This window comes from Leptolyngbya subtilissima AS-A7 (assembly GCF_039962255.1).
Taxonomy (GTDB): Bacteria; Cyanobacteriota; Cyanobacteriia; order Phormidesmidales; family Phormidesmidaceae; genus Nodosilinea.
Map to the genome: position 1 here is coordinate 35898 of NZ_JAMPKY010000013.1, position 26104 is coordinate 62001.

Genomic DNA, 26104 nt, shown 5'->3' on the forward strand with positions numbered 1-26104 from the left:
GGTGCAGCGGGCCAGGTAAGATTTGAAACAAACGCAGCATGGGCGACTATGACAGGCACTATTTCGACCCGCGAGTTCGCATCGATTACCGATTTTTCTGACTTTGCCCCGCCAGAAATTACTAGCGATCGCGTTTTGGCGGCCATCGATGTGGGCACTAACTCGATTCACATGGTGGTTGTCAAAATTCAGCCTGATCTACCCGCCTTTACCATTGTCGATCGCGAGAAAGAGACCGTGCGCCTAGGCGACTTCAATGCAGCCACGGGGGGGCTGTCGGAGGCCGCTATGGAGCGGGCGATCAAGGCGCTAAAACGCTGCTGTGCGATCGCCTCTAGCCTTCAGGCCGAAGATATTGTGGCGGTAGCCACCAGCGCTGTGCGGGAGGCCAGCAACGGCCAAGAATTTGTTGAGCGGGTTTACACAGAAGTTGGCCTGGCCCTCAACCTGATTTCGGGCACCGAAGAAGCGCGGCGCATCTACCTGGGCGTGCTCTCGGGCGTAGAGTTTAATGGCCAGCCCCACACCATCATCGACATTGGCGGCGGCTCCACCGAGTTAATTTTGGGCACCGGCGAACCCCATCGCTTTCTCAGCAGCACCAAGGTGGGGGCGGTGCGGCTCACGGCCCAGTTTATTTCCACTGACCCCATTTCAGATGCCGAGTTTAGCTCTCTGCGAGCCTACGTGCGGGGCATGATAGAACCCAATACCACCAAGCTTAAGCACCATCTCCAAGACGGAGAGCCGATGCAGCTGATGGGTACCTCGGGCACCATTGAGTGTCTAGCCGCAGTCATCGCTGCCGAGCGACTGGGCCTGGTGCCCAATCCCCTTAACGGGTTTCAGATGAGCTACGACGAGATCTCGCGGCTGGTCGAAACCCTGCGCCACGCCACCTACGCCGAACGGCTAGCCCTGCCCGAAATGTCGCCGCGCCGCGCCGAGATTGTCGTAGCGGGAGCGGTGATTTTGCATGAAACTATGGGGCTCCTCAATGCTGAGAGCATTACCATCTGCGAGCGTGCCCTGCGGGAGGGGGTCGTCGTTGACTGGATGCTCACCCACGGTCTGATCGAAGACCGGATGCAGTTTCAAAAGTCGGTACGGCAGCGCAACATTCTCAAAACCGCGAAGAAATATAAGGTGCACTTCGACCGCTCAAAGCGGGTGGCTGAGTTTGCGATGGATCTGTTTGAGCAAACCCGAGGCAGCCTGCACACCTGGGGCAATCTAGAAAAAGAACTGCTCTGGGCCGCCGCCATCCTGCACAACTGCGGCCATTTTGTCAGCCACTCGTCGCACCATAAGCATTCTTACTATCTGATCCGCCATGGCGAGCTGCTGGGCTATACCGAAACCGAGCTGGAGGTGATCGCTAACATCGCTCGCTATCACCGTAAGAGCGCCCCTAAAAAGAAGCACGATAACTATCGCAATCTGCCCACCCGCTACCACCGACAGATGATTACTCACCTCAGCGCCCTGCTGCGCCTGGCGGTGGCTCTCGATCGCCGTGGAATTGGGGCCGTTGAGAGCATTCACTGCAACTTCGATGCTGACGCCCACCTGCTGTCCATAGAGGTGCGGGCCGCCAACCCCAATGACGACTGCGCCTCAGAACTGTGGAATCTAGACTATAAAAAGGCCTACTTTGAGCAGGTGTTTGAGGTAAAGCTGGCGGCTCGGCTGGTGGGTTAAAGCATTTAACAGCCGAAGCCCCTAGTCTCGCTCGGCGCTGGGGTGGTGCTGGGTTTGCTGGGTCGACCGACTGGGCAATAGCTCGGAAGAGTCGGCGGTGGGAATGGTCTCTAGCCCAGCCTCGGGGAGCGCGTGAAGGGTGGTTTCTTCGAGCTGAGGAAGCGGGGCATCAAGGTTACCGGGAAGGATGCGATTTTCCTCCAGGGAGGCCGCGCCATCGCTCTGGTTTTCCCTGTGGCTGTCCTCAAGCTCCAGCGGTCGTGGGGTGGGGATGGGGGCGCGATCGCCAGGCTGAATGGTGGGTTGGTGTGTCTGGGCTGATTTGGCGGGGCGGCGGGGCGGTGGCTGAGGCGACGAATTCTTCGTCCAGGCTTGCCAGGCAGCGCGGGCTCCGGCCATAAAAGTCTTGGTGCCAGTGTTTAGGCGCTTAGCTCCGGTCTGGGCAGTGGAAATACTCTGGTTGACCTGCTGCACCACCTGCCCAGCACTCTGCACGCCCTCGGTGACGTCGTCGGTGAGCTCCACAATTTCTAACCCGGTGAGACGAATGGCCTCTAGGGTGGGGGGCAGCTCGCGACCCAGAGTATCAAAGAATTTTTCGGCACTGCGGGCGGCACGACCCAGCTCGCGCATAGCCGGTATGGCCACCATCAGCACCGCTGTCAGACTGATGACAACCAGCAAAAACGATAGAGCTAGCCAAAACAGCGGGTCGGCCAAAATGGGTGCTCCTACTCCTGGGTAGACCCGTTACTGACCACGGGTGCGGACTGGCGAAGCTGCTCATATTCCTGACGGCTGGCCTCTTGACCGGCGGCGATCGCCGCCCGCAGCCGAGTCAGCGTGTGGTCCCAGTTGACTAGGGCGGTTTCCGATAGGCGATCGGCCTGAAGATTGACGCTGGTGGCTAAGTCTTCGACCAGCTCAGGCAAGGCATCAGCTGATTTTTTGAGAATGCGACGGGTTTCGCGCCCGGTACGGGGAGCCACCAGCAGCCCTGCCACTGCGCCTATAGCGGCTCCTAGCAGCACTCCGCCAACAAACCCCCCTGACTGTTTCTCGCTCATAATGTCTTTATCCTGTGCTTGCCAAACCGTTGCCCCGACCTCTGCCCAATCCCTTAACCGGCTAGAGCTAAGGCAATCCTACCGCCTTTTAGCAGAAGCCACGTTGGCCCTGGGGCTGAACCGGCGACTCATTCCTAGCCAACGGCTGGCCTGGGGCAGCAGACCCACCATAGCCATGAGCTGTTGAAGGCGTTGAAGCTGGAGCTGAAGTAGGCTGTAGCGTTGTCTAAGGTAGGCTGTGCCTGCTTGGCCGCGCAAAATAGCGGGAGGAATAACAACGGGATTGAGAGTGTTGTGGGTGTTGCGCTCCCAAGTCGTCAGCGCGTCGGCCACGGCTCCGAGGCTTTTGCTCAACTGCCATACCTGCCAGGCCACATAAAAGCAAAACAGCGCAATCACTAGATTTAGGCTAACGGCAACCGCAATCACAACTTTCGCCCTATCCTTTTAACTGGCTTAATCATAACGGTATTCTGGCATAGCGACATTCTGAGCCAACCGCCGCATTTCCTGCTGCCGTTAGGAGATCTACCCGTTGGACACTATAGCTAAAACCCTTGATGTGGATCCCAACCGCGGGATTGATGAACCTTCGGGCCGTCCCCACCTGCCCTACAAAACCCTGACGATTGCCCTTGGTGCGGCCCAGACCAACACGCTGATCAAGCTCGCCCCCGGCACCTACAGCGCTGCTACAGGCGAACGCTTCCCCATCACCGTGCCGGACGGCGTGATAATCGCGGGCCAGGAATCGACCCAAGGCCAGGGGATTGCGATCGCAGGTGGCGGCCCAGGGCCAGGGGCGATTTCAGTGGGGTTAATTATTCAAGGCCAGGGCCAGCTGCGGGGGGTGACGGTGCAAAACCCTCAGGGCGTTGGCATCTTGATTGGCTTGGGCGCGCCCTTAGTGCGCGCCTGTCGCCTCAACCAGTGCAAGGTGGGGCTTCAGGTAGCGGGGGCCAGCCGTCCCCTGGTGGCCAAAACGGGGGTAGATGATTGCAGCGATCGCGGCCTCAGCTTTGTCGACCAAGCTCGGGGCGAGGTGCAGGACTGCACCGTAGAGCGCTGCGGTACCGGCATTTACCTAGGGCAAAACGCTGCGCCGCTGATTCGCAGCTGCCAGTGCTCAAACAATCAAGTGGGGGTGCAGGTGGCTGGGGCCGCTAATCCGGTGCTGCGGCACAATCGGCTAGTGCAAAACCAAACCGCTGGCCTAGTGGTGCAAGACACCGGTCGCCCCGATCTGGGCCAGCCCGACGACCCAGCGGGCAACATTTTGCGCTACAACCGCCAAGCCGATCTGCGCAACGACACCCAACCGGCGCTAACGCTGGTCGGCAACGACGTGATTCCCACAGGGCTGGTGGGGACAGTCAATCTATTGGCAAGCCAGTGGCCCGACCCCGCCGCCGTACCGCCGGTGCTGCTCGATCGCCCCACCGTATCCCCTGCGCCCTCCGCACCTACGCTCCTCCCCCCGTCGGACAAGCCGCTGACTCCAGCTACTCCGGTGCCTAGCCGCTTTACCGACCTGGGGAGCCACTGGGCCACTCCCTACATTGAGGCTCTGGCCGATCGCGGCCTGGTGAAGGGCTACGGCAATGGCACCTATCGCCCTCAGGAGACTATCAATCGGGGCCAGTTTGCAGCTATGGTGGCCGCCAGCTACAGCAACTTCGACCCGGTGCGGGGAGCCATCACCTTTGTGGACGTGCCGCCGACCCACTGGGCCGCCAGCGCTATCGACCAGGCCCAGCGCAAGGGCTTTTTGGGCGGCTACCCCGACCAGACCTTTCGTCCTAACCAGGGCATGGTGCGAGTGCAGGCGATCGTGGCGGTGGCCACGGGACTGAAGTTGCCCCCGGCCCCAGCAAGCGGGCTGGGGGTGTACTGCGATCGTGCCCAGATTCCTAGCTATGCGATCGATGCTCTGGCCAGCGCCACTCAGGCGGGCTTGGTGATCAACCATCCCGACCCAGAGCAGCTGCGGCCCCTAGAAACCATGACCCGCGCCGAGGTTGCCGTGCTGATTTACCAGGGGCTGGTAGCCCAAGGCAAGGCCCCTCCCTTAACTACTGTCGCTACTCCCCCTGCTGCCATGGCTCAAGGATCGTTTCCCGATATTCAAACCCATTGGGCGCTGGACTTTATTCAGGGCTTACTCAACCTCGGCCTAGTGCAGGGGGATGACGCGGGCCGCTTTAACCCCGCTCAGCCCATGACCCGCGCCCAGTTTGCTGCCCTAGTCAGTCGCGCCTTTGCCCCCGCGCCGCGCCGTCCGGCCCAGCTGTTTCGCGATGTGCCCGCGGGCTACTGGGGGGCCAGCGCCATTCAAACCGCCTACCGGGGTGGGTTTCTCTCGGGGTTTCCCGATCAAACCTTTGGGCCAGAAAATCCTTTGTTGCGAGCCCAGGTGTGGGTAGCGTTGATCTCAGGGCTGGCGCTGCTGCCCAATCAGCCCGGCAACCTGAGACTGCTGGAGCGTTACCGCGATCGCGCCACCATTCCCGACTATGCGGTGAATGCGGTCGCTAAGGCCACGCAACTCGGTCTGGTGGTCAACGTGCCCGACATTGCTCAGCTCCACCCCAACCGGGTAGCCAGCCGCGCCGATGTCTGTGCGGCGGTGTATCAGGCGCTAGTGCTACAGCTGCGGGCGTCGAGGATTGATAATCCGTTTATTGTGAGGCCGTAGGGGAGTGGACAGTGGATGGGTAGGCGGGTGGATGGGTGGGTGAGTGGGCGGGTAGTTTAGGTGACTTTTTCTAAAACCACGAGTAGGCGGGTGGCGAAGAGTTGGGGGAGGTGGTCGCAGAGGCGATCGATCGCTGTCATCAGCGGTAGCCACAAGGTGGGGTAGAGCTGGGGTTTCGAGTAGCCGCCGGAGGCGACGTAGGAGATGGCGGCGTAGCGCTGGGTGGTCACGACTCGAAATCTGTTCAAATCTTGGGGGATGTTGGTTTTGAGAAACAGGCGGCTGGCGTTGCCTTGGGCGGCATAGTAATCAATTTGGCTCGGATTCCACGCGGGGGGCGCGTGCCACTGAATTGGTTGGTTGAGGGCCAGGGGTTCGGGGTGGAGGGCACCGTAGACCAGCAGGCCTAGTAGGCTGACGCAGGGCTCAAACAAAATCACCCGGCCACCGGGGGCCAGCACGCGATCGAACTCCTGGAGGGCGGTGCCGGGATAGCGCAGGTGGTGAAACACGTCAAAGAGCACCAAGTTTGACAGGCTGCCGGGGGCAAAGGAGAGGGCGTAGGCATTCTCAACTCGATCAATCCAGGGATTAGGGAAGATGTCGGTGCGAATACAGCCGGGGATCACCCGCTGAATATCGGCGACTCCAGAGCCTAGCTCGACGATGGGCTGGGGCAGCGGAGCTAGGTAGTTGGCGATGGCTTGGTGAAACGTTTTGTAGATTGCCCGCAGAGCCGGCTTCTGGTGCCAGGCGTCGGCATTTTTGAGAATTTCTTGGTTGTGTCGATCGATGCTTTCCAACGCCATTCTTTCGCTTGCCTCTCCCTTGAGTTTGGGCCTAGGCACCATCATAGGTGGTCATTCTCGCGAGAAAGCAGATGGCTATCGGCAGACCCCGGCTCCTGCCATGCCTCCGTCTATAGTAGGGTGATGAAATTGACTGAGCCCTAGGTCGAAACTCTCCATGCCCTTGTCATCCAGCCTGACCACCCAGCGATTTAGCCTTGGCAAATCTTCCCTAGCACCTTACCTGGTGCTAAGTCTGTGGGTAGGCCTATTGCTGCTATTGCGCAGCCCGATGCAAAGCCTGATGCCCCATGACGAGGGCTGGTACGCTCAGCAGGCTCGGTGGATTGTGGAAACGGGGGACTGGGTTACCCAGCAGTGGTGGGGTGCCCCGGTGCACGATCGCATGATGGGTATTCAGTGGCTGATTGCGGCTTCCTACAAACTGTTTGGGGTGAGTGAATGGTCGGCGCGGCTGCCGGGGGCGATCGCCAGCTGGGGGGCGGTGATGCTGACCTACGGGATCGGCCTGCGGTGTTTGACGCCCCAGATTGCTCTTTGGGGCGCAGCGATTCTCGCGGCCACCCCGATCTGGATGCAGGCCTCGCGGCTGGCCACTCAAGACGTGCCGCTGACCGCGCTGGAACTGCTTGGGATCTGGGCTTTACTTCAGTCGGAAGCGCAGCCTCAGCGTCGGTGGGGCTGGGGGCTATTGGCCGGCAGCACCGTGGGCCTGGGCTTTATGCTCAAAAGCATCATGGTGATTCTGGTGGTGATGGCCCTGGTGCCCTACCTGCTGCTTGACCATCGCCGCCACCGCCATCTGCTGAACCCAGGAATCTACCTGGGCCTAGTGGTGGGAATGGTGCCCGCGATCGCCTGGCTGGCTCTCAGCGTGCAGCGCTACGGCTCGCTGCCCCTCGAACGCACCTTTGGCCTGCTGGCCAACCTGGCCCAGGAAGACTTTCACAACGTCGGCCCGCTCTACTATTTCTGGAATATTCCTCTTAATGCTTTTCCTTGGCCGCTGCTGGCGGTGCCCGGGGTGTGGCTGGGATGGCAGTCGTCCTACCCGCGTAAAGCGTTGTGGCTAGGCTATCCGCTGGTGCTGTTTACCCTGCTGGCCCTGTTTAAAACCCGCACCTGGTATTACCCGCTCCAGCTGTTGCCCTTCGTCGCCCTGCTGGCGGCGCTGACCCTGACTACCCTGGGAACCCTTTACCGATCGCATCGACGTTCTCGCCTGGTGACAGGTTTAACCGTTCTCCTAGCGAGTATTGGGGCTGTGCTGATCCTCGCGGGGGGTGTGGCCCTGCTGCAACCCCAGCGATTTCCGGTGGAGGGGCTGTGGCGCTACGGCCTGGTGGCGATCGCGGCGGGGCTGGGGTGGCTAGTGCCGCTGGCTGTTTCCTGGCGCCCCGCTCGCCACCAGCGCGGTGAGTCCACCGCCCTTTGGCAGGGGGGGTGGCTGCTGGGGCCATGGGGGGCGATCGCCCTGCTCTACGCCACTGGCCTGTGGGGCAACTACAACCCTGACATTAAGCTGACGCTGGCCACTCCACCCCTCCAAGAGATTGTGGCCCAAAACCCTGTCCACGCCATTGTCAACAGCATCGGCCTGGGTGACGAGGATGCGGTGTTGCTCACCTTCTACACGCCCCAGCCCGGCACCGCTACCGACGCCTGGCAGACCCTATCTCCAGGCAGCTATGCCTGGGTCGCTGTCCCAGACTTGGGTGCGCTACCTGCCGAGACGGTGCGCTTAGGCCAGGTGCGCGATTGGGTGTTGGTGCAGCTTCCTTAAACATTGGTAAAGTCTCCGTAGAGCTGGCAAAACTTGGTGTGGTAATAGATACCGCTAGAGGCAGTCTAGGGGTAAGGTCAATCGCTGGTCACGGACCGGGCGTTGGCCTCATTTTTATCAACCTCGGAGCATTGAATATGACTAAGTTTGGAGTGAAGATGACGGCAACGGTGGCGTTAGGGGCGATCGCGATTGCAACCACAGCAACGATTGCCCAGGCTCAGTCTCGCTCAGATTGGCTCAGCACTGGCGAAACCATTACCTACGAAGGCTACTTGCTGGCGGATGAGGCTGTGTTCGCCAGCTGCGATGACGACTGTAGCGATCTTGACATGTTTCTCTACGACGCTCAGTCGGGTGAACTGGTAGCCTCAGATACGCTGGTTGACGCTGTGCCTGGAGTAGTTGCTCCCTACGAGGGCAACTTCTTGATTGAGCTGGTGATGGCTAGCTGCAGCGTTGAACCCTGCGCCACCTGGACCGAATCGGATGCTGGCTTTTAGGTAAAAGTAGAGGTCAAATTTCTAGGAGAGTATCTGGAGAAATTATAGAGGGCAGGGGCGATCGCCCCTGCCCTCTCGCTTTGGGGAATCCCCATTGAATCCTTCATGCACGAGTGGTGCCTCTATCCCCTGTTAGGGTGCATCTGGCAGGGGCAAGCCGTTGAGCCGCAAAAATGTCAGCTTGTCCCAATAACCGCGCTGAAAGACAATTTTGCCGTCCAGAATATGAAAAAAACCGCAGCCTCGCAGCCCCAAAGGATCGCGCCATTCGAGAATAGCCCACTCTCCATCCTGAAAAATTTGCTCGACGATGCAGACCATGTCGGCCTGGGCAAACGCGGCCGCAAACATGGCTCGAATGGCGTGGCGACCGATGACGGGCGCATCGGCCACTTGATGGTTAATGGCATCGTCGCTGTAGAAGGCTACTAGGCCTTCCACATCGCGGCGGTTGAATGTATCAACCCAAGCCTTGAGAAGATCTCGCGGTTCCATAATTGTCTACATATGCAAGTAGTTTCGAATTGGCAATACCTAAGAGACCGATGCCGCCTTATTTACGACGGGGTGCTGCTCCAGCACCTTGGCTAGGTAGTTGCCCGTGTAGGAGCCTTGCACCTTAGCAACTTCCTCTGGAGTGCCCACCGCGATCAGCTCACCGCCGCGATCGCCCCCCTCCGGTCCCAGGTCCACAATCCAGTCGGCGCAGCGAATCACATCTAAGTTGTGCTCGATCATCAGCACCGAGTTGCCCTTGTCGACTAGGCGCTGCACCACATCCAGCAGCTTGTGCACGTCGTAGAATGACAGGCCCGTAGTCGGCTCGTCAATCAGGTACAGGGTTTTGCCCGTCGAGCGGCGAGCCAGCTCCGAGGCAAGCTTCATCCGCTGGGCTTCCCCACCGGAGAGGGTAGGGGCCGTCTGCCCCAGGCGAATGTAGCCCAGACCCACATCCACCATCGTTTGCAGGCGGCTGGCGGCTTGGGGAATATTCTCGAAGAAACCTAGAGCCTCTTCGGCGGTCATATTCAGCACGTCGGAGATGTTTTTGCCCTTGTAGGTGACTTGCAGGGTGTCGCGGTTGTAGCGCGCCCCCTTGCAGACCTCGCACTGTACATACACGTCGGGCAGAAAATTCATCTCAATCACGTTCACCCCCTGGCCGCCGCAGGCTTCGCAGCGCCCGCCCTTGACGTTAAAGGAGAACTGCCCCGCCTTGTAGCCCCGCGCTTTGGCCTCGATGGTTTCGGTGAACAGGTTGCGGATTACGTCGAACACGCCGGTATAAGTGGCGGGGTTAGAGCGGGGCGTGCGCCCGATGGGCGACTGGTCGATGACAATCACCTTATCCAGCGCCTTGAGCCCGTCCAGCTTGTCCATGTGCTTGGGAAAGGGCACCTTGCTGCCAAAGTGGTGCTGGAGGGCCGGGTAGAGCAGCTCATTCACCAGGGTCGATTTGCCCGAGCCTGAGACGCCGGTGATGCACACCAGCGCCCCCAGGGGCAGTTCGACATCCAAATGCTTGAGGTTGTTGCGGCGAGCATTTTTCAGGGTGAGCGATCGCCCATTCCCCGGCCGCCGCTCTGCCGGAGTGGGGATCGACATCCGCCCCGACAGATAGGCTCCGGTGAGGGAATCCTTCGCGGTCATCAGGGTTTTGAGATCGCCCTCGGCGACGATCGCTCCACCGTGCACCCCAGCCCCAGGGCCAATATCGACTAAGTAGTCGGCGGCGCGGATTGTGTCCTCGTCGTGCTCCACCACAATGAGCGTGTTGCCCAAATCGCGCAGGCGGTGCAGGGTATTGAGCAGGCGATCGTTGTCGCGCTGGTGCAGGCCAATGCTGGGCTCATCCAGCACGTAGAGCACGCCAGTGAGGCCCGAGCCAATTTGAGTGGCCAGGCGAATGCGCTGGGCCTCGCCCCCAGACAGAGTCATGGCGGTGCGGTGCAGGGTCAGGTAGTCTAAGCCCACATCCATCATGAACTGGAGCCGGGCGCGAATCTCGCGCAGCACCAGCGCCCCGATCTGGAGCTGCCGGGCCGAGAGCTTGGGGGCCTCACCTTCTTCGCCCACCAGGTTGCGAATGCGGCTGAGACATTCGCGAATGGAGACGTTGGTGAGGTCGCTAATCGAGTGGGGGCCAATCCGCACCGCGTTCGACTCGGGCTTGAGGCGGGTGCCGTGGCAGACCTCGCAGGGCTGGTCGATCAGGTACTTTTCGAGCTTTTGCTTGTGCAGCTCAGAGGTGGCGTCTTTATACTGCCGGTCGAGAATGGGCAGCACCCCCTCATACTGGCGCTGATAGCCCTTGCGCTCGCGGTAGCGCGAGTCTGACTCGATGTAAATTTTCTCGTCGCTGCCGTGGAGCACGATGTGCTGCTGCTCAGGGGTGAGCTGATCCCACCGGCTCTGAATCTCAAAGCCAAAGGCCTGGCCGACGCTGTAGAGCAGCGAGAAGTAGTAGGTGTTGTCTTTTTCTGACCAGGGGGCGATCGCGGCGTAGACCGGCAGAGTAGGATCCGGTACCACCAGCTCTGCCGAGAAGGTCCGTAGGCTACCTAACCCGTGGCAGTGGGGGCAGGCTCCGTAGGGCGAGTTAAACGAGAATAGTCGGGGCGACAGCTCCTCCATCACCGCGCCGTGCTCGGGGCAGGCGAAGTTTTCGGAGAAAACTAGTTCCTTGGGCTGGCCGTAGCTGCCTTCGGCCTCTGCCGCCTGGGGCAGGCGATCGGTTAGAGACACGACGTTGCTGCCCGGCTCCGGGTTGGCGGTTTCCTGGGGCTTCTCCGCCAGAATGTCGATCACCGCGATCCCCTCCGATCGCTTCAGGCAGGTGCGCAATGAATCAGCCAGGCGATCTTGCAGGCCATCCTTTTTCACCAGGCGATCGACCACCACCTCAATGTTGTGGCTGTAGTTTTTGTCGAGTTCGATGTTGTCGGTCAGTTCGCGCAGTTCGCCGTTGACCCGCACCCGCACAAACCCCTCGGAGGCGAGGCTAGAGAGCAGCTTCTTGTGGGTGCCTTTTTTGCCCCGCACCACGGGGGCGAGAATCTGGAAGCGGGTGCGCTCGGGCAGGGCCATGACCCGATCGATCATCTGATCGATGGATTGCGGGGAGATGCTGCGATCGCAGTGGGGACAGTGGGGATCGCCCGCCCGCCCATAGAGCAGGCGCAGGTAGTCGTAAATTTCGGTAACCGTGCCCACAGTCGAGCGCGGGTTGTGGGAGGTCGACTTTTGGTCAATAGAGATGGCCGGGCTCAGCCCCTCGATCGCGTCCACATCGGGCTTGTCAACCTGGCCCAAAAACTGGCGAGCGTAGGCGCTGAGGGACTCCACATAGCGACGCTGGCCTTCGGCAAAAATCGTGTCAAAGGCCAGGGACGACTTGCCTGAACCAGAAACCCCCGTAAACACAATCAGCTTGTTGCGGGGAATCTCTAGGTCCAGATTCTTTAGGTTGTGCTGCCGAGCTCCCCGAATGCGAATGACGTTGTCGTCAATGGCGGCGTGGTGGTGGGCGAGGCCGGTGTGCTGGTTGCCATTGGTGGACGCTCGGCCTTTGCTAGAGGCAGCGGTTTTCTTAGCGGAAGCGTCCGATTTGGGCATATCTGGGGGCTTATTGAAAACGCTTTATCAATTTAACGCTTTATCAATTTAACATTTATAAACACTTGTCAAGGTTGTCACCACGGGGGACGGGGCGCCAGCACCGGGCAGAGTTCCGTAGATGGATCAAGCCACGCTACAGGCTTGGCAGATGTTCTGCGCCATTAATGTTGGCTGCCTGGCTACAACCCTTGAATTGTAGAAGTGGTGGGTGGCCTCTGTATGGGCAAGCGCTTCCCAATGAGTCTGGCGGACAGTACAGCCTCAGCAGGGCATCGTATCGGTTGAGGCGATCGCTAGCCGCTTGGCTAAGGAACTAGCCCACAGTGGTGACAGTCCGACTGGTTCCATTCAAAATAATCGCTCTTAAAGGCGAGCATCAGAGCCTTGGGGGAAGGTACTAAAAATGCGGTATACAGCAGAGCACTTTGCTAGTCGATATTGACGTAAGCTAAAGCCCTACAATTTGGCACTATAAGAAAGCTCAACGCCGCCAACCGCTGAGGTTACTGTTAGAAGGGTGGGTAACCTTATGGTTAACATTCCCTTAAAGTTTGCTGCTCAATGGTGAAGGAACCATATAGCTAGGGTTTGTAGGCACTAATATGGAGGCGATCGCCAGTAAAAATTGATTTGGCCTGCCAACTTCACAGAGCACTGATTAAGTTCTATTTCTTTAAATCACCTCAAGTCCTGAAATTCTTCATCCTGACAGTGGCATCTATAGGCTTCACTGATTTGTTGCAGGATGTTAATCAACACAGAACTCAATTCACTAGATCACCCATCAACTAATGAAAGCAAAGGCAGTCGTTGCGGTTACCCGACTTGAGTTGTAGACTTGGCACAGCTCTAGTGCAGCACTCATATTTCTTTTAGAGGCATGGGTGGTGCATACAAAAGACCTCTGAACAAAGTCTAAGCCGTCAAGATACAACTAAAGTTACGGACTATTTCATCAAAACTTTAGAGTATATAACTCTGACGATTGTAAAATCGGCTGTAAAAACTTTTATGTCTAGTGATCTTTGCGCTCTAGAGAGCGAAAGCCAACTTTTTTAAGTCTGTTAAGTTTTATTAGAAAGAGAGCCAGGTATGGGGTTGTCGTTTGTTGAAGTTCTGCCTGAGATAAAAATTCCTGCTTCAATGATTTTTTCTCATCCCACGGCGCTAGGAGATACATTACGTCCTGCAATTGAAAGAATATTTCTGCCTGAGGAGTATTTACATCCTTTACAGGTCAAAATAGACGTCAAAACTGGTCAGACTGGCCCTAGAAAACCGGGTTCTCAACGCTCTAAACTCTATAAAGCACTTTGCAATGTTGTAAAGGGAACTCAAGTATTAGACTATCCTGAAAAATTTTTATTTGATGGCCGGCAAGAGCTAGATACCAACATAGGGCATGTCATTGAAAACTTGGCGGCTCCGGCTCTGCTGGCAAAGCAAATGCTGAGTAAGCGTTTGGGTCAAGATGTAGATGTTCACGTAGTTCTTAGAGAACGAGCACCAAATCTGGCTCGCGAAGTCTTTGCAACATTGGGTATTCCGGTAATTTACACCGATGATAGTGTTTATGGCGAAGTGATTTCTATGTCAGTCGCTCGCCCTACTACAGCAACTAGCACGGAAGCACCCCAGTTTTTTCCAATTATAAATCAGCACCTAGTTGCCGAGATTGATTCAAAGCTTTACAACCTTCATGCAGCCTTGTTCAATGAGGCTGAGTTTGCGGGCTGTGAGCCTTTAGGGGTAGAGAAAGTTTTTATCCCTCGCAGGGGAAATCGCTGTTTAATCAACAATGGCGAAGTAGTCCAGTTTCTCGAAGGAAAGGGCTTCAAAACCTATTATTTCGAGGACTTAACCTGTGCTCAAAAATGGTCAATTACTCGCGATGTTAAGGTCGTGGTAGCTGTTCATGGTGCTGCCCTTAGCCATATGGCTTTTAATCGCTTGGGGCTGCAAAATCCTGAACTGCCCAATAGCGGAGTTAAAGTAGTCGAGCTTTACTCTCCGGGGTGGTCAAGTCGCTGGGCTCATCGCCGCCATATTAGTGGGCTGAATGGGCAGTGGTGTGGTGTTCGTGGTCAGGTTACCCCAGAGTTTTTAAAGACCATAGACTTCCCTAAACTGCCTAACGGCATTATTCGACCATCGCCAAATTCCTTTAAGATTGACTGTGCATCTCTTCAAATGGCGCTTGACTATTTAGATGCTTAATCACCAATCTCTGGTAAATTTTTGCGGGTTAGGTTAGCTCTGTCACTGTTTTAGTAATTGGCTTGGCAGAACACGAATCGCTTATCGGTGATCTGCCAACGACCGTGAATCTAGATAGAGTCCGGGGATAGCTACCGTGCTGCTACAAACCTTTCCCGGGCCGTGGTTCGCAGCTGCTGGATATCCTCTCGACGGGTCACAGAGAGGGGCACCGTGCGTTTGATCTCTTCGATCAGCAGGGTGGTGTCGGCGGGTCGATTTTCGTAGAGGGCGCGGTAGTGGGCGGTGATGATGGCCTGTTCAATTTCGGCTCCGCTGAAGCCTTCGGTGGCAGTTACCAATTCGCTGAGATCAAAGTTTTCGATGCCCTGCTGCCGTCGCCCTAGGTGAATTTGCAGGATGGTGTGGCGTTCGTCGGCCTCGGGCAGGTCGACAAAGAAGATTTCGTCAAAGCGGCCTTTGCGCAGCAGTTCTGGCGGAATAGCTGAGAGGTCATTGGCGGTGGCTACTACAAAAATTTCTTGGGATTTTTCTTGCAGCCAGGTGAGGAAGTAGCCGAACAGGCGACGGCTCAGCCCGCCATCGGATTCGCTGCTGGTTTGCCCCATGCTCTTTTCGATCTCGTCGATCCACAGAATGCAGGGGGCCATGGTCTCGGCCATGGTGACGGCGCGGCGGAAGTTTTTGTCGGACTCGCCGATGTACTTGTCGTAGAGGCGGCCAGCGTCGAGTTTAAGGAGGGGGAGGTTCCACTGGCGGGCAATGGTTTTGGCGGCCAGCGACTTGCCGCAGCCCTGAATGCCCACAATCAAAATGCCTTTGGGAGCGGGCAGGTTATATTGACGAGCCTGGGGCGTGAAGCCCACTTTGGCGTAGGCGAGCCAGCGCTTGAGCCCCTCAAACCCACCTAGCTCGGCCAGGTTGGTTTCGGGCGGAAAGTAGTCCAGTAGACCCTCTTCGTGGATGACTCGGGCCTTGCGCTCTAGTACCCACTTCACATCACCGACGTCGAGTTTGCCGTCATGCCGAGCTGCATAGGACACAACTTTTCGAGCTTGGTGTAGGGTCATGCCTTGGAGAGCTGACACCAGGGCGCGAACATCATCTGGATTTAAATTAATTGTGACTTGACCTTGGAGGGTCTTCACTGTCTCGGAAATGGCTCTATAGAGTTCTTCGGGTTCGGGCAGCTTGATATCTAAATAGACGGCATTCTGCGCAATGGTTGGTGGTAGAGCATAGCCGCTGCCGCTGAGAACCAGCGTTGAGCTGTTGAAAGAAAACTGTTGGGATACTTCTCGAAACTGACGGGCAACCACCGGATCTTTGAGGTGTTCAGCAAAGTCTTTGAGCCAAAAGACGGCCTTGAAGCTCATGTCTTGAATGTGGCGCAGCATGTCGAGGGGTTCATTGGTTTTGGGCAGGGCCTGGCCACGCTTGCTACCGGGGGGAACATACTCATTTTGCCAGCGATGGTCGGGGCTGTCGGGCGATTGCATCAATCCCTGGGCAACACTCCACTCGAATACGGCCATCTGCATGTCAGCACAGGCGGCCCTGATCAGCCCCTGTACCCGTTCTTCTTCCACCGTGTCGATTACTATGACCGGGTGAAAAGAGGTCACCAGGTTTTGAAAGTGCTTGACACTGGTTTTAAAAGACATGACTGCCTAAAGTAACGCTAGGGCTAAGGTGCCCGCTTCTGCCCACAGTTGCTGCACAGCGGATTTTGGAGGCTGAGGCGATTCGCGCAGCAATCCCTTCAGGAATCGCCCTAGTCGAGCGCATCTATGCCCTGGCAAGCGTAGCGAATGCGCAGCTTCAGCCCCAGGGTGATTTGTTTCATCACCCAGTAAAGGCTGGCCAAAATAACAAATGTGACGAAGATAACGGCCGCTGGTTGCTTTGAGGTCAGGGCATCGAGGGTATAGGCGATGACGCCAGTGGGGTCAGTGACCAGATCCCAGCTGTTAAAGCGCAGAAATCGGCCTAGGTAGATGCCCACCGCGCTGAGCGCGTGAATGGTTAGCTCGAGGGGCAAGATCATTGCTTTGGCCCCGTGCTGCTTGAGATAGGCAGCCAGGTTGAGAATCGAGACGACGTAGGCTTCGAACCCCAGCAAAATGGCGGCTGCGTGCAGGGGAATGAACACCAGAGCCACAACCAAAATGCGAATCTGGCCCGAGCTGGTGCCTCGAATCAAATGAATAATATCGGTGAGGACATAAGGAGCATTGGGTAGAAAGATCAAGAACACCACCAGCCCCACCCACCACAGCCAGCCCTTGGGATCTTGCTTGGTCTTAAAAATTTTCAGACTGAGGAGACCGGCAAAGGCCGTAACCGCCAGTAGCCACAGCAGCTCAAACCAGGAGAACGGACTGGAGTTGTCTTGGCGTAGGTTGTAGAGTCCTTGCACAGCACGAGGGATGCGAGGCCCCAGCCCTAGCACGCCAATTATCCCCACCAGTACACAGGCCGCCAAAAACCATCGGTTGGACAGACTCTGGCGGCGAAACAAACTAAAGCTCAGCAGCAGCGGAATCGCCGCCAAAAACAAGTTCCATAAAATCCAGCCACTGTAGACGTTATCAAAGGCGCTGATAATGTTGGGCAGGAGCCATCTCATTGGGTCTCAACTCCTAAGGCAGATTTGGCTTAACCCAATTTAATCGCTAGCGAGTCAAGTGTCTGCTCTTGTGGAGGGGGATGCGATCGCATCCCCTCCACTAGAGCAGCGCCTATTCTGAAGGCGACCGCCCGCGCTATAACAAGTAGAGTCTTCAACCCCGCATCTCCATGCCAGATCACACCCAACGTCAGGGCAACACCTCCGAGCACATGCTGGGTGACCAGGCCTACACCGCTTCAGCCCAGTGGCAAACCCTCTACGAACACGACAAGCCCGTGGCGGAGCTGTTCCACGTGGCCTACACCGTTGCCGACCAAGACCTGGCTCAGCGGCCCATTACCTTTGTGTTTAACGGCGGACCAGGGGCGGCATCGGCCTACCTGCATGTGGGGGCGCTAGGTCCGCGACGGGTGGTGTTTAACTCCGACGGCAGCCTGCCGCGTCCGCCGGTAGAGGTGGCCGACAACAGCGAAAGCTGGCTGAGCTTCACCGACTTAGTCTTTATTGACCCCGTGGGCACGGGCTTCAGCCGGGTTTTGCCCAAGGACGATACTAAAGGTGAGAAATCCGACGACAAGCCCGACGACAAAGGGGAGGGTAAACCCGACGAAAAGGCCAAAAAATTCTGGACGGTCGATCGCGATCTCAACGCCCTGGGCGAGTTTATTCAGGGCTATCTCTCGGCTCACCACCGCTGGCTGTCGCCGGTATTTATTGCCGGAGAGAGCTACGGTGGCTTTCGAGTGGCAAAGCTTTGTCGCAAGCTTCAGCAAGACTATGGCGTTGGCCTATGCGGGGCGATTCTGATTTCGCCGGTGATGGAGTTTATGCTGCTGGAGGGCAACGACTACAGCCTTAGCGGCTGGGCGACGGTGATTCCTTCGATGGCGGCTACGGCGGTGTATCATGGGCAGGTTGACACCACTGATAGCCCGGCTGCCCACGGAGCCAAGGCCGCCGACTTTGCCCGCAAGTCCCTTATTCCTTTGCTGGCCCTAGGCAGTACTGCCTCTGGCGAAGACCAACAGCGGGTGTTTGGTCAGCTAGCTCATCTGATTGGCCTGCCGCCGGAGGTGGTGCAGCGCCACCGAGGCCGCGTCGACATTGTGATATTTGCCCGCGAGCTGCTGCGCCATCAGCAGCGCATTTTGGGTCTCTATGATGGCTCAGTCACCGCGATCGACCCCTTCCCCGATCGCCTGATGCATGAGGGAACTGACCCCACCCTAGAGGGTATCGATCGCCTGTTTACCGGAGCTATCAACAGCCACCTGCGCTCGACGTTGGGTGTGAACACCACTCTGACCTACAACTTGCTCAGCTTTGAGGTGTTCAAAGCCTGGGAGTTTTTGCCTGAGAGCGAGTACCGCCAGGGCTTTGTCGGCTCGGTGGATGACCTGCGGGTGGGCATGGCCCTCAACCCCTACCTCCAGGTCTACATTACCCACGGCATTTACGATCTGGTGACGCCCTACTTCTCGTCAGAGCACTTGAGGGATTTGATGAATCTCAATCCGGAGCTCCAGCCAAACCTCACCCTGCGGCATTTTCAGGGAGGCCACATGTTCTATACCTGGGATGAGTCGCGGCAGCTCTGGTTTGAGGACATGCAGCGGTTCTACCACCAGGCGTCGGGTAAGTAGTGGCAAAAAAAACCGACAGTCCCTTGCGGGCTTGCCGGTTGGTTGTGTGTTCCCTGTAGATGACTCGGCTAAAGTTGAGTCAATTTCAGTATCCCTGGAAGGTTCCTGAAAACCTAGCGGATTTATCACGGCCAAAGGTGAGTTTGATCACAAAGTTCCGTATTTTGGCGGATGCCACGCAAAGGACTAGGGGGTCAGCGATAAAGGCACCTCTCAGGTAAAGACTCCTCACAACAGGATTGCGCCGCATCGGCTTTAGGGCAAAAATAGGGGCACATAGGGCTTCGTGCCCAGAATACCAGGGAAAATCGCCATGACCGAGTCATCTATGGGCACCGCAGAGGCGCTGGCCAGCATTGCGCTAGTGGCGATCGCCGCCGACGGCTATTTGGCCGACCAGGAGGGTCAGGATATGACCATGCTGCTGTCGCGCATGGCGTTGTTTAGCAGCTACTCCAAAGATGCCGTGCATCACCTGTTTGATCTGTTGCTGACGCGCCTCAAGACTGAGGGGCCGGGGGCAATGGTTGACCAGGCCAAGGCCGTTTTGCCCCAAGATTTACGGGAGACGGCTTTTGCGGTTGCCACCGATCTGGTGTTGTCTGACCGCACCGTTACCCCTCAGGAGCAAGCATTCTTAGAAGACCTGTACCGAATTTTAGAGATTCCCAGCCCACTAGCCCAGCAGATTGTGCAGGTGATGACGATCAAGAATCGGGGCTAGATGTGGCTGATCAAGATGGCGGGTGGCGATCGCTCCAGATAGATTTCTGGGGCTATTCTCAGGCACTTTGCCTCAGCTGGCTCCGTTGATGGGTGCCCCTGTAAGTCAGGTATAGTGAGGCTTTACAGCTGCCAGGAGGCCGGGACATGAATACAAGCAGCAACGTGGTCAAGATTTTATCGGCGGAGGAAATGCGCCGCACGCTAAACCGGCTGGCGTCGGAGGTGGTGGAGCGGGGCGGAGATCTGAGCCGTCTGGTGCTGCTGGGCATTTATACCCGAGGCGTGCCCCTGGCCCATCTGCTGGCCCAGCAAATTCAGCGGTTAGAGGGGGTAGAGCTGCCGGTGGGGGCGATCGACATTACCCTGTATCGCGATGACCTGGATAAAATCAGCACGCGCACCCCCGCCCGTACCGAGATCCCCTTTGACATCAGCGATCGCGTCGTCGTGCTAGTGGACGATGTGATTTTTAGCGGCCGCACCATTCGGGCGGCCCTCAATGCGGTGATTGACTATGGCCGGCCCAGCGCCATTCGCTTAGCAGTGTTAATTGACCGGGGCCATCGAGAGCTGCCCGTGCGCCCTGACTTTGTCGGTAAAACCCTGCCGACGGCGAAGGATGAGTCGGTGAAGGTGTTTTTGCAGGATACGGACGGGCGAGATGGGGTGGAGTTGTTGAAACGGGCCTAGGGGGTAGGGTGTTACGTCTGGTGTGCGATCGCGTCAAAAACGCTCCGATTTTTTCTAGGATAGAGGGCGTTGTTTTTGCAAAAACCCTGTGACTCTACTGCCTGTCGCCCATGAGACCCAGACCCGCAAGGCCGACCACCTGCGCATTTGCCTGGAGGGGCCGGTGCAGTGTGCCGAAGTAACCACAGGGCTAGAGCGCTATCGGTTTACCCACTGCTGTCTACCGGAGCTTGACTACCAAGACATCGACCTGAGCACGGTGTTTTTGGGGCATCGGCTGGGGGCACCGCTGCTGATTTCGTCCATGACTGGGGGCACCGAGGCGGCGCATCAGATCAACCGGCGGCTGGCGGTGGTGGCCCAGCGCTATGGGTTGGCGATGGGGGTCGGCTCCCAACGGGTCGGGGTCGAAAATCCTGACGTGATGGAAACGTTTGCGGTGCGATCGGAGGCTCCCGATATTCTGCTGTTGGCGAATCTGGGGGCGGTGCAGCTCAACTATGGTTATGGTCTCGACCACTGCCGCCGCGTAGTAGATAAGCTGGCGGCTGACGCGCTGATCTTGCACCTCAATCCATTGCAGGAGGCGGTGCAGACCGGTGGCGACACCAACTTTAAAGGCTTGCTGGTCAAGATTGAGCAGCTCTGCGCGGTGCTGCCGGTGCCGGTGATCGCCAAGGAGGTCGGCAACGGCATTTCGGCCCCCATGGTACGGCGGCTGGTGGAGACCGGGGTCGCAGCCGTGGATGTGGCCGGAGCTGGGGGCACATCCTGGGCCAGGGTAGAAAGCGAGCGGGCGGTGGATGCTCACCAGCGGCGGCTGGGGCAGACCTTTGGGGAATGGGGTTTGCCCACGGCAGACTGCATTTTGCAAGCGCGGCGAGTGGCCCCGACCCTGCCGCTGATTGCCTCCGGCGGGCTGCGCCACGGGCTGGATGTAGCAAAAACCCTGGCTCTGGGAGCTGACCTGGCGGGGCTGGCGATGCCGTTTTTGCAGGCGGCAAGTGAGTCAGAGGAGGCCGTGGCGGCCCTAGCGGAGGTGCTAATGGCCGAGATTAGGACAGTGCTGTTTTGCACCGGGCAAGAAAATTTGGCTGGGCTTCGCCAAGCGGGAGTGCTAGAGCGAGACTAGGCCAGGTTCGTCGGTTGTGTTGCAAATACCCACTGGGTTGGGACCAGTTTGACGTAGGGGCATTGCACTGCAATGCCCCTACCAGAAGGTTCTTACTCTATTTAGCTGTAATCACTTAGAGCAGCTTAGCCAGGGTAGCTTCGGTACCTAATTCATGGAGCTGGTGCAGGTACTGGGTCACCGCCTCCACGAATCGTGACGACTGGGAGAGGTCGCCAAACACCTCTGTCAAATTCAGCAGCGGCATGGGGTCAGTGCCGCCCAACTTCGCCCGTTCCGTCAGCGTATCCGCCATCGGGTCGTCGATCGGCATGTCGTGGCCTTGATCGTCTTTGCCGTTGAGGTAGCGGAACCAGGCGGCGATGGTGAGACTGAGATAGTCGATCGCGCCGTTTTGCTCCAGCTTGTCGCGCAGGGAACCGAGCGCCCACTTAGGGATCTTGGCTGAGCTGTTGAGGCAGAGCCGGGGCAGCTGGTCGCGAATTTTCGGGTTCGAGAACCGTTCCACTAGGGTCTGCTTGTATTGAGTGACGTCGATACCAGGGACGGGGTGCAGGGTGGGGGTGACTTCATCCATCAGGTGCTCGACAGCCTGGCGAATTTGGGCATTGGCCATGGCTTCGTGAACGTAGCTGTAGCCTTTGAGCGAGCCGAGATAGCCAATCAGCTGGTGGCTGGTGTTGAGCAGCCGGATCTTCATCATCTCGTAGGGGTGGACGTCGTCGGTCATCTGCACGCCGACGCTTTCCCAGTCGGGGCGTCCGGCACTGAAGCGATCTTCAACCACCCACTGCAAGAAGGGCTCGGCCACCACGGGCCAGGCGTCGTCAATGTCGAATTGGTCGGCCACCATTTGCAGGTCGCCGGGGGCGGTGGCGGGGGTAATGCGATCGACCATGCAGTTGGGGAAGGCGACGTTCTCTCTGATCCACTCGCCCATGTCGGGGTTTTGCAGCTCGGCGAAGGTGGTCAACATTCTGCCCACCATATCGCCGTTACCCTGGATGTTGTCGCAGGAGAGCACGGTAAAGGGTGCGATGCCCCGTTGCTGCCGCCGGGCCAGGGCGGCGGTGAGAAAGCCGTAGACTCCCTGGGGCTGGTCAGGGTTTTGCAGGTCGTGCTGAATGGTGGGATGGTTGGCGTCGAATTCGCCCGTGCCCTCGACGACGTAGTAGCCGCCTTCGGTGATAGTCAGGGTGACGATGCGGCACTGGGGGTTGGCCAGGACTTCGATGACAGCCTCGCGGTCGGCGGGGGCGAATAGGTATTGGGTGATCGAGCCGATGACGCGGGCGTCGTCACCGGCTGGCGATCGCTCCACCAGGGTATACAAACAATCCTGAGACTCCAGGGCATCGCGCATTCTCTGGTCAAACTCCAGCAGACCGACACCGCAGATGGCCCAGTCGCTGCCGGGGTTTTGCTCCAGGTAGTTGTCTAGATAGAGCGCCTGGTGGGCGCGGTGAAAGCCGCCGACCCCGATGTGGACAATGCCGGGGGTGACGGCGCTGCGATCGTACCGGGGCACGCGCACGCGATCGCTCAGCTGGCCGAGCGATCGCTCATTCAGCTTGACGAGGGACTTCGTGGTGTTGGATGGGCTGTTCATAGGTCTGCTCTCGCGGGGCTTTGGTTTGTAGCGGGACTTCGGGATGGCGGGTGAGGCTGAGGGGATGGCGCTCGGCTTTGGGAATGGCTTGGCCTTCGCCATCGAACAGGTGGCAAAGGTGGCCATCGATGGTGACGGGAACGCGATCGCGCACCTTGGCCCGGCTGTTGCCGTCGGTCTGCACGATAAAGGTGTCGCCGCCAGCGACCTTGACGTAGAGGTAGGTTTCGCCGCCCAGACGCTCCACCACCAAGACTTCGCCCATCAGGGTGGGGTTAGTGGCATCGATCCGCAGGTGCTCGGGGCGAATGCCCAGGGTGGCGCGATCGCCCGCCATCAAAGTTCTCGGCTGCACCGGAATGGTAATGGTGGCATCGCCCGGCAGGCGCACGGTGGTGCCAGAATCTTGCACCCCGGTGGTTTGCACCGAGAGAAAGTTCATCTTGGGCGAGCCGATGAACCCGGCCACAAACAGGTTGCGGGGATGATGGTATAGCTCTAGCGGCGAACCGACCTGCTCGACTACGCCGCCCTGGAGCACCACAATCTTGTCGGCCAGGGTCATAGCTTCGATCTGGTCGTGGGTGACGTAGATCATGGTGGATTGCAGGCTTTCGTGCAGCCCCGACAGCTCAATGCGCATCTGCACCCGCAGCGAGGCATCCAGGTTCGACAGGGGCTCATCAAACAAAAACACCTTGGGGTTGCGCACCAGGGCTCGGCCAATGGCGACCCGCTGCCGCTGCCCTCCCGAGAGCTTGCCCGGCTTGCGATCGAGCAATGGCTCCAGCTGCAAGATCCGCGCCACATCCCGTGCCCGCTCCATACGCCGCTCCTTAGAAACCCCGGCTAGGCGCAGGCTAAAGGCCATATTCTCGGCCACGGTCATGTGGGGGTACAGGGCGTAGGTTTGGAACACCATCGCCAGCCCTCGTTGGTCGGGCGGCACATCGTTCATGCGCTCGCCATCGACGAGCAGGTCGCCGGAGGTGATGTCTTCTAAACCGGCGATCATGCGCAGCAGGGTCGATTTGCCGCAGCCGGAGGGGCCGACAAAGACGACAAATTCTTGGTCATGAATGTCGAGATTGACGCCTTTAATAACTTCGTTGTCGACGTAAGTTTTATGGATATCTCGTAACGTGACGGTTGACATAGGTGGCTCACCTTATTAAGTGAAAAGTTAAACAATTGTGGTTTTGCTGAGAGGTCTTTTGGGAAAATTATCTGTCATAGCAATAGGGCCTTGCTGGTCCTCCCCTGCCCCCCTTAAAAAGGGGGGAGTGCTGTTCAAATTCCCCCTTTTTAAGGGGGAATTAGGGGGATCTCCACCTTCGCTACAGGAAACAGAAATTTGCGAACAACCTCCAAACAATTTCTACTTGACGGCCCCAAAGGTGAGACCTCGCACCAGCTGCCGCTGGCTGACCCAGCCAAAGATCAAAATGGGGGCGATCGCCATGCTAGAAGCCGCCGATAGCTTTGCCCAAAACAAACCCTGGGGGCTAGAAAATGACGCAATAAACGCCGTCAATGGAGCCGCATCAAAGGTGGTCAAATTGAGGCTCCAGAAGGCTTCATTCCACGACAAAATAATCGAGAGCAGAGCAGTGGAGAAAATTCCTGGCAGGGCTAGGGGCAGCAGCACATGCACCAGTTCCTGATAGGTAGAAGCGCCATCCATGCGATCGGCTTCGAGAATTTCCTTTGGCACTTCTTTGAAGAAGCTGTAGATCATCCACACCACAATTGGCAGGTTAATCAACGTGTAAATGATGATTAAACCGATGCGGGTGTCTAGCAGACCCGTTTCTCGTGCCAAGATGTAGATCGGCACCAGCACGCCCACGGCGGGCAGCATTTTGGTCGACAGCATCCACAGCAGGGTGCTCTTGGTGCGCTTGGTGGGGAAAAACGACATGGCGTAGGCTGCCGGAATCGCCAACAGCAGCGACAAAATCGTCGCCCCCAGGGAAATCACCACGCTGTTCAAGGCAAAGTTAAAGTACGAGGCTCGAGTCTGCACCGCCACGTAGTTTTCTAGGGTGGGCCGAAAGAACAGCTGGGGCGGCGTGGCGACCGCCGCCACCTCGGTCTTAAAGCTGGTGATAAACATCCAGAAAATCGGGAAGAACAGCAGGCAGGCCACCAGCCAGCCCAGCAGGGGAATCCACCAGCGGTAGGATTGCTTAGTTGCCATATCAAGAGTCCAAATTACGAGCAACACTGCGCATCAGGAAAATCGCCACGATGTTGGCCAGCACGACGGCAATTAAACCGCCCGCCGAGGCTCCACCGACGTCAAATTCCAGCAGCGCTTTGAGGTAGATGTAGTAGGCCAGGTTGGTGGTGGCGAGGCCAGGGCCGCCCCCGGTGGTAACGAAAATTTCGGCAAAGATGGTGAGAAAGAAAATCGTCTCGATCATGGCGACCACGGCGATCGCCCGATTGAGGTGAGGCAGCACCACAAAGCGGAACAGCTGCATGGCACTGGCACCATCCATGCGGGCCGCCTCCATCTGGTCAGTATCGAGGGACTGAATTGCCGTCAGCAAAATCAGCAGGGCAAAGGGCAGCCACTGCCAAGCCACGATGATGATGATCGCCAGCAGCGGAAAGTCGGCAAACCAGTCGATCGCACCCAGGCCGAGCCCCCGCGTGATCTGGGCAAACAGCCCGTTCACCGGGTGCATCAGCATGTTTTTCCAGATCAGGGCGCTGACCGTGGGCATGACAAAAAATGGCGAAATTGCCAGCACCCGCGCCACGCCGCGACCGGGAAACTCCTGGTTGAACAGCACCGCCAGCACGGTGCCGAGGCCAATCGTAATTGCCAGCACCGACACTACCAGCACCATCGTGATGCCGATCGAAATCCACAGAGTCGGGTCGGTGAGAATGTAGGCAAAGTTAGCGAAGCCGACAAACTCGCGATTGTCGGGAATCAGCAGGTTGTAGCGCTGGAAGGCAAACCAGATGGCCATCGCCAGCGGCACCACCATCCAGAGCACCAGCAGAATCACCGACGGTGCCACCAGCAGCCGAGCGGGAATCGAGCGGTGCGATCGCGCCCGCGCGGGCGGCGGCGAGTGGGTAGGGGTTGCGATAGATGAGGTCATGGGGAAGGGGTGGATAGGTGGATGAGTGGGAGGGTGGGGGAGTAGGCGAGTGGGAGGGTGGGAGGGTGGATGAGTGGGGAGTGTTGGGTTATTGGATGTTGGGTATCAGGTATCAGGTATTGGGAAAAAGCAACTACCCATCCACCCGCCTACCCTCCCA

Annotated in this window: 21 protein-coding genes; 9 read left to right on the forward strand and 12 right to left on the reverse strand. The window is 57.9% G+C overall.

From position 1 onward, the window contains the following. Positions 1 to 48 precede the first annotated feature (48 nt). Positions 49 to 1701 (forward strand): Ppx/GppA phosphatase family protein, encoded by a 1653-nt coding sequence (locus NC979_RS23775; protein WP_190522368.1) that lies wholly within the window; start codon positions 49 to 51, stop codon positions 1699 to 1701. A gap of 21 nt (positions 1702 to 1722) precedes the next feature. Here NC979_RS23775 and NC979_RS23780 read toward each other — a convergent pair whose 3' ends face one another. From NC979_RS23780 to NC979_RS23790, 3 genes are all read right to left on the reverse strand, one after another. Beyond that, complete coding sequence (locus NC979_RS23780) at positions 1723 to 2421, reverse strand: DUF948 domain-containing protein (protein ID WP_190522370.1); 699 nt, start codon at positions 2419 to 2421, stop codon at positions 1723 to 1725. An 11-nt stretch (positions 2422 to 2432) separates the two neighbouring features. Next, positions 2433 to 2768, reverse strand: a complete 336-nt coding sequence (locus tag NC979_RS23785) for a YtxH domain-containing protein (protein ID WP_190522372.1) — start codon at positions 2766 to 2768, stop codon at positions 2433 to 2435. 78 nt (positions 2769 to 2846) lie between these two features. After that, a complete protein-coding gene (locus NC979_RS23790; protein ID WP_190522374.1) occupies positions 2847 to 3197 on the reverse strand; it encodes a hypothetical protein in 351 nt (116 codons plus the stop codon). 106 nt (positions 3198 to 3303) lie between these two features. Here NC979_RS23790 and NC979_RS23795 point away from each other — a divergent pair, with 106 nt between their 5' ends. Then, complete coding sequence (locus tag NC979_RS23795) at positions 3304 to 5463, forward strand: S-layer homology domain-containing protein (protein ID WP_190522376.1); 2160 nt, start codon at positions 3304 to 3306, stop codon at positions 5461 to 5463. Between the two features lie 56 nt (positions 5464 to 5519). On the opposite strand, the gene NC979_RS23800 is transcribed toward NC979_RS23795, so the two are convergent. After that, positions 5520 to 6272, reverse strand: a complete 753-nt coding sequence (locus NC979_RS23800; RefSeq protein WP_190522379.1) for a methyltransferase domain-containing protein — start codon at positions 6270 to 6272, stop codon at positions 5520 to 5522. Positions 6273 to 6429: 157 nt separating this feature from the next. Between NC979_RS23800 and NC979_RS23805 the strand changes: the two genes are divergently transcribed. Both NC979_RS23805 and NC979_RS23810 read left to right on the forward strand, forming a co-directional pair. Beyond that, positions 6430 to 8055, forward strand: a complete 1626-nt coding sequence (locus NC979_RS23805; RefSeq protein ID WP_190522381.1) for an ArnT family glycosyltransferase — start codon at positions 6430 to 6432, stop codon at positions 8053 to 8055. 137 nt (positions 8056 to 8192) lie between these two features. Further along, positions 8193 to 8558, forward strand: coding sequence for a hypothetical protein (locus NC979_RS23810; RefSeq protein ID WP_190522383.1), 366 nt, complete (start codon positions 8193 to 8195; stop codon positions 8556 to 8558). Positions 8559 to 8690: 132 nt separating this feature from the next. Here the strand turns inward: NC979_RS23810 and NC979_RS23815 are convergent, their stop codons facing one another. Both NC979_RS23815 and uvrA read right to left on the reverse strand, forming a co-directional pair. Beyond that, the gene (locus tag NC979_RS23815; protein WP_190522385.1) at positions 8691 to 9053 is read right to left on the reverse strand and encodes a nuclear transport factor 2 family protein; all 363 of its coding nucleotides are present in this window, start codon (positions 9051 to 9053) and stop codon (positions 8691 to 8693) included. Positions 9054 to 9092: 39 nt separating this feature from the next. After that, positions 9093 to 12173, reverse strand: a complete 3081-nt coding sequence (gene uvrA, locus NC979_RS23820; protein ID WP_190522387.1) for an excinuclease ABC subunit UvrA — start codon at positions 12171 to 12173, stop codon at positions 9093 to 9095. Positions 12174 to 13268: 1095 nt separating this feature from the next. On the opposite strand from uvrA, the gene NC979_RS23825 reads away from it, so the two are divergent. Further along, the gene (locus NC979_RS23825; RefSeq protein WP_190522389.1) at positions 13269 to 14393 is read left to right on the forward strand and encodes a glycosyltransferase 61 family protein; all 1125 of its coding nucleotides are present in this window, start codon (positions 13269 to 13271) and stop codon (positions 14391 to 14393) included. A 131-nt stretch (positions 14394 to 14524) separates the two neighbouring features. On the opposite strand, the gene NC979_RS23830 is transcribed toward NC979_RS23825, so the two are convergent. Further along, positions 14525 to 16057, reverse strand: coding sequence for an AAA family ATPase (locus tag NC979_RS23830; RefSeq protein ID WP_190522391.1), 1533 nt, complete (start codon positions 16055 to 16057; stop codon positions 14525 to 14527). A 110-nt stretch (positions 16058 to 16167) separates the two neighbouring features. Continuing rightward, positions 16168 to 17022 (reverse strand): DUF1361 domain-containing protein, encoded by an 855-nt coding sequence (locus NC979_RS23835; RefSeq protein ID WP_190522393.1) that lies wholly within the window; start codon positions 17020 to 17022, stop codon positions 16168 to 16170. 170 nt (positions 17023 to 17192) lie between these two features. On the opposite strand from NC979_RS23835, the gene NC979_RS23840 reads away from it, so the two are divergent. The 4 genes from NC979_RS23840 (at position 17193) to fni (ending at position 21216) form a co-directional block, all read left to right on the forward strand. After that, positions 17193 to 18668 carry a S10 family peptidase gene (locus tag NC979_RS23840; protein WP_190522395.1) on the forward strand — a complete coding sequence of 492 codons (1476 nt, stop codon included), beginning with the start codon at positions 17193 to 17195 and terminating at the stop codon, positions 18666 to 18668. 313 nt (positions 18669 to 18981) lie between these two features. Continuing rightward, complete coding sequence (locus tag NC979_RS23845; RefSeq protein ID WP_190522397.1) at positions 18982 to 19392, forward strand: tellurite resistance TerB family protein; 411 nt, start codon at positions 18982 to 18984, stop codon at positions 19390 to 19392. 146 nt (positions 19393 to 19538) lie between these two features. After that, positions 19539 to 20084 (forward strand): bifunctional pyr operon transcriptional regulator/uracil phosphoribosyltransferase PyrR, encoded by a 546-nt coding sequence (pyrR, locus tag NC979_RS23850; protein WP_190522398.1) that lies wholly within the window; start codon positions 19539 to 19541, stop codon positions 20082 to 20084. Positions 20085 to 20172: 88 nt separating this feature from the next. Then, on the forward strand, positions 20173 to 21216 hold the full coding sequence (gene fni / locus NC979_RS23855; protein ID WP_190522400.1) for a type 2 isopentenyl-diphosphate Delta-isomerase: 1044 nt from the start codon (positions 20173 to 20175) through the stop codon (positions 21214 to 21216). Between the two features lie 115 nt (positions 21217 to 21331). Here the strand turns inward: fni and NC979_RS23860 are convergent, their stop codons facing one another. The 4 genes from NC979_RS23860 to NC979_RS23875 form a co-directional block, all read right to left on the reverse strand. After that, complete coding sequence (locus tag NC979_RS23860) at positions 21332 to 22825, reverse strand: mannitol dehydrogenase family protein (RefSeq protein WP_190522402.1); 1494 nt, start codon at positions 22823 to 22825, stop codon at positions 21332 to 21334. Then, a complete protein-coding gene (locus tag NC979_RS23865) occupies positions 22779 to 23981 on the reverse strand; it encodes an ABC transporter ATP-binding protein (protein WP_190522404.1) in 1203 nt (400 codons plus the stop codon). Before NC979_RS23865 ends, NC979_RS23860 begins: the two co-directional genes overlap by 47 nt. Before the next feature lie 222 nt (positions 23982 to 24203). Then, positions 24204 to 25025 (reverse strand): carbohydrate ABC transporter permease, encoded by an 822-nt coding sequence (locus NC979_RS23870; RefSeq protein ID WP_190522406.1) that lies wholly within the window; start codon positions 25023 to 25025, stop codon positions 24204 to 24206. A 1-nt stretch (position 25026) separates the two neighbouring features. After that, positions 25027 to 25944: a carbohydrate ABC transporter permease gene (locus tag NC979_RS23875; RefSeq protein ID WP_190522408.1), complete on the reverse strand. Its 918-nt coding sequence runs from the start codon at positions 25942 to 25944 to the stop codon at positions 25027 to 25029. Positions 25945 to 26104: the final 160 nt, after the last annotated feature.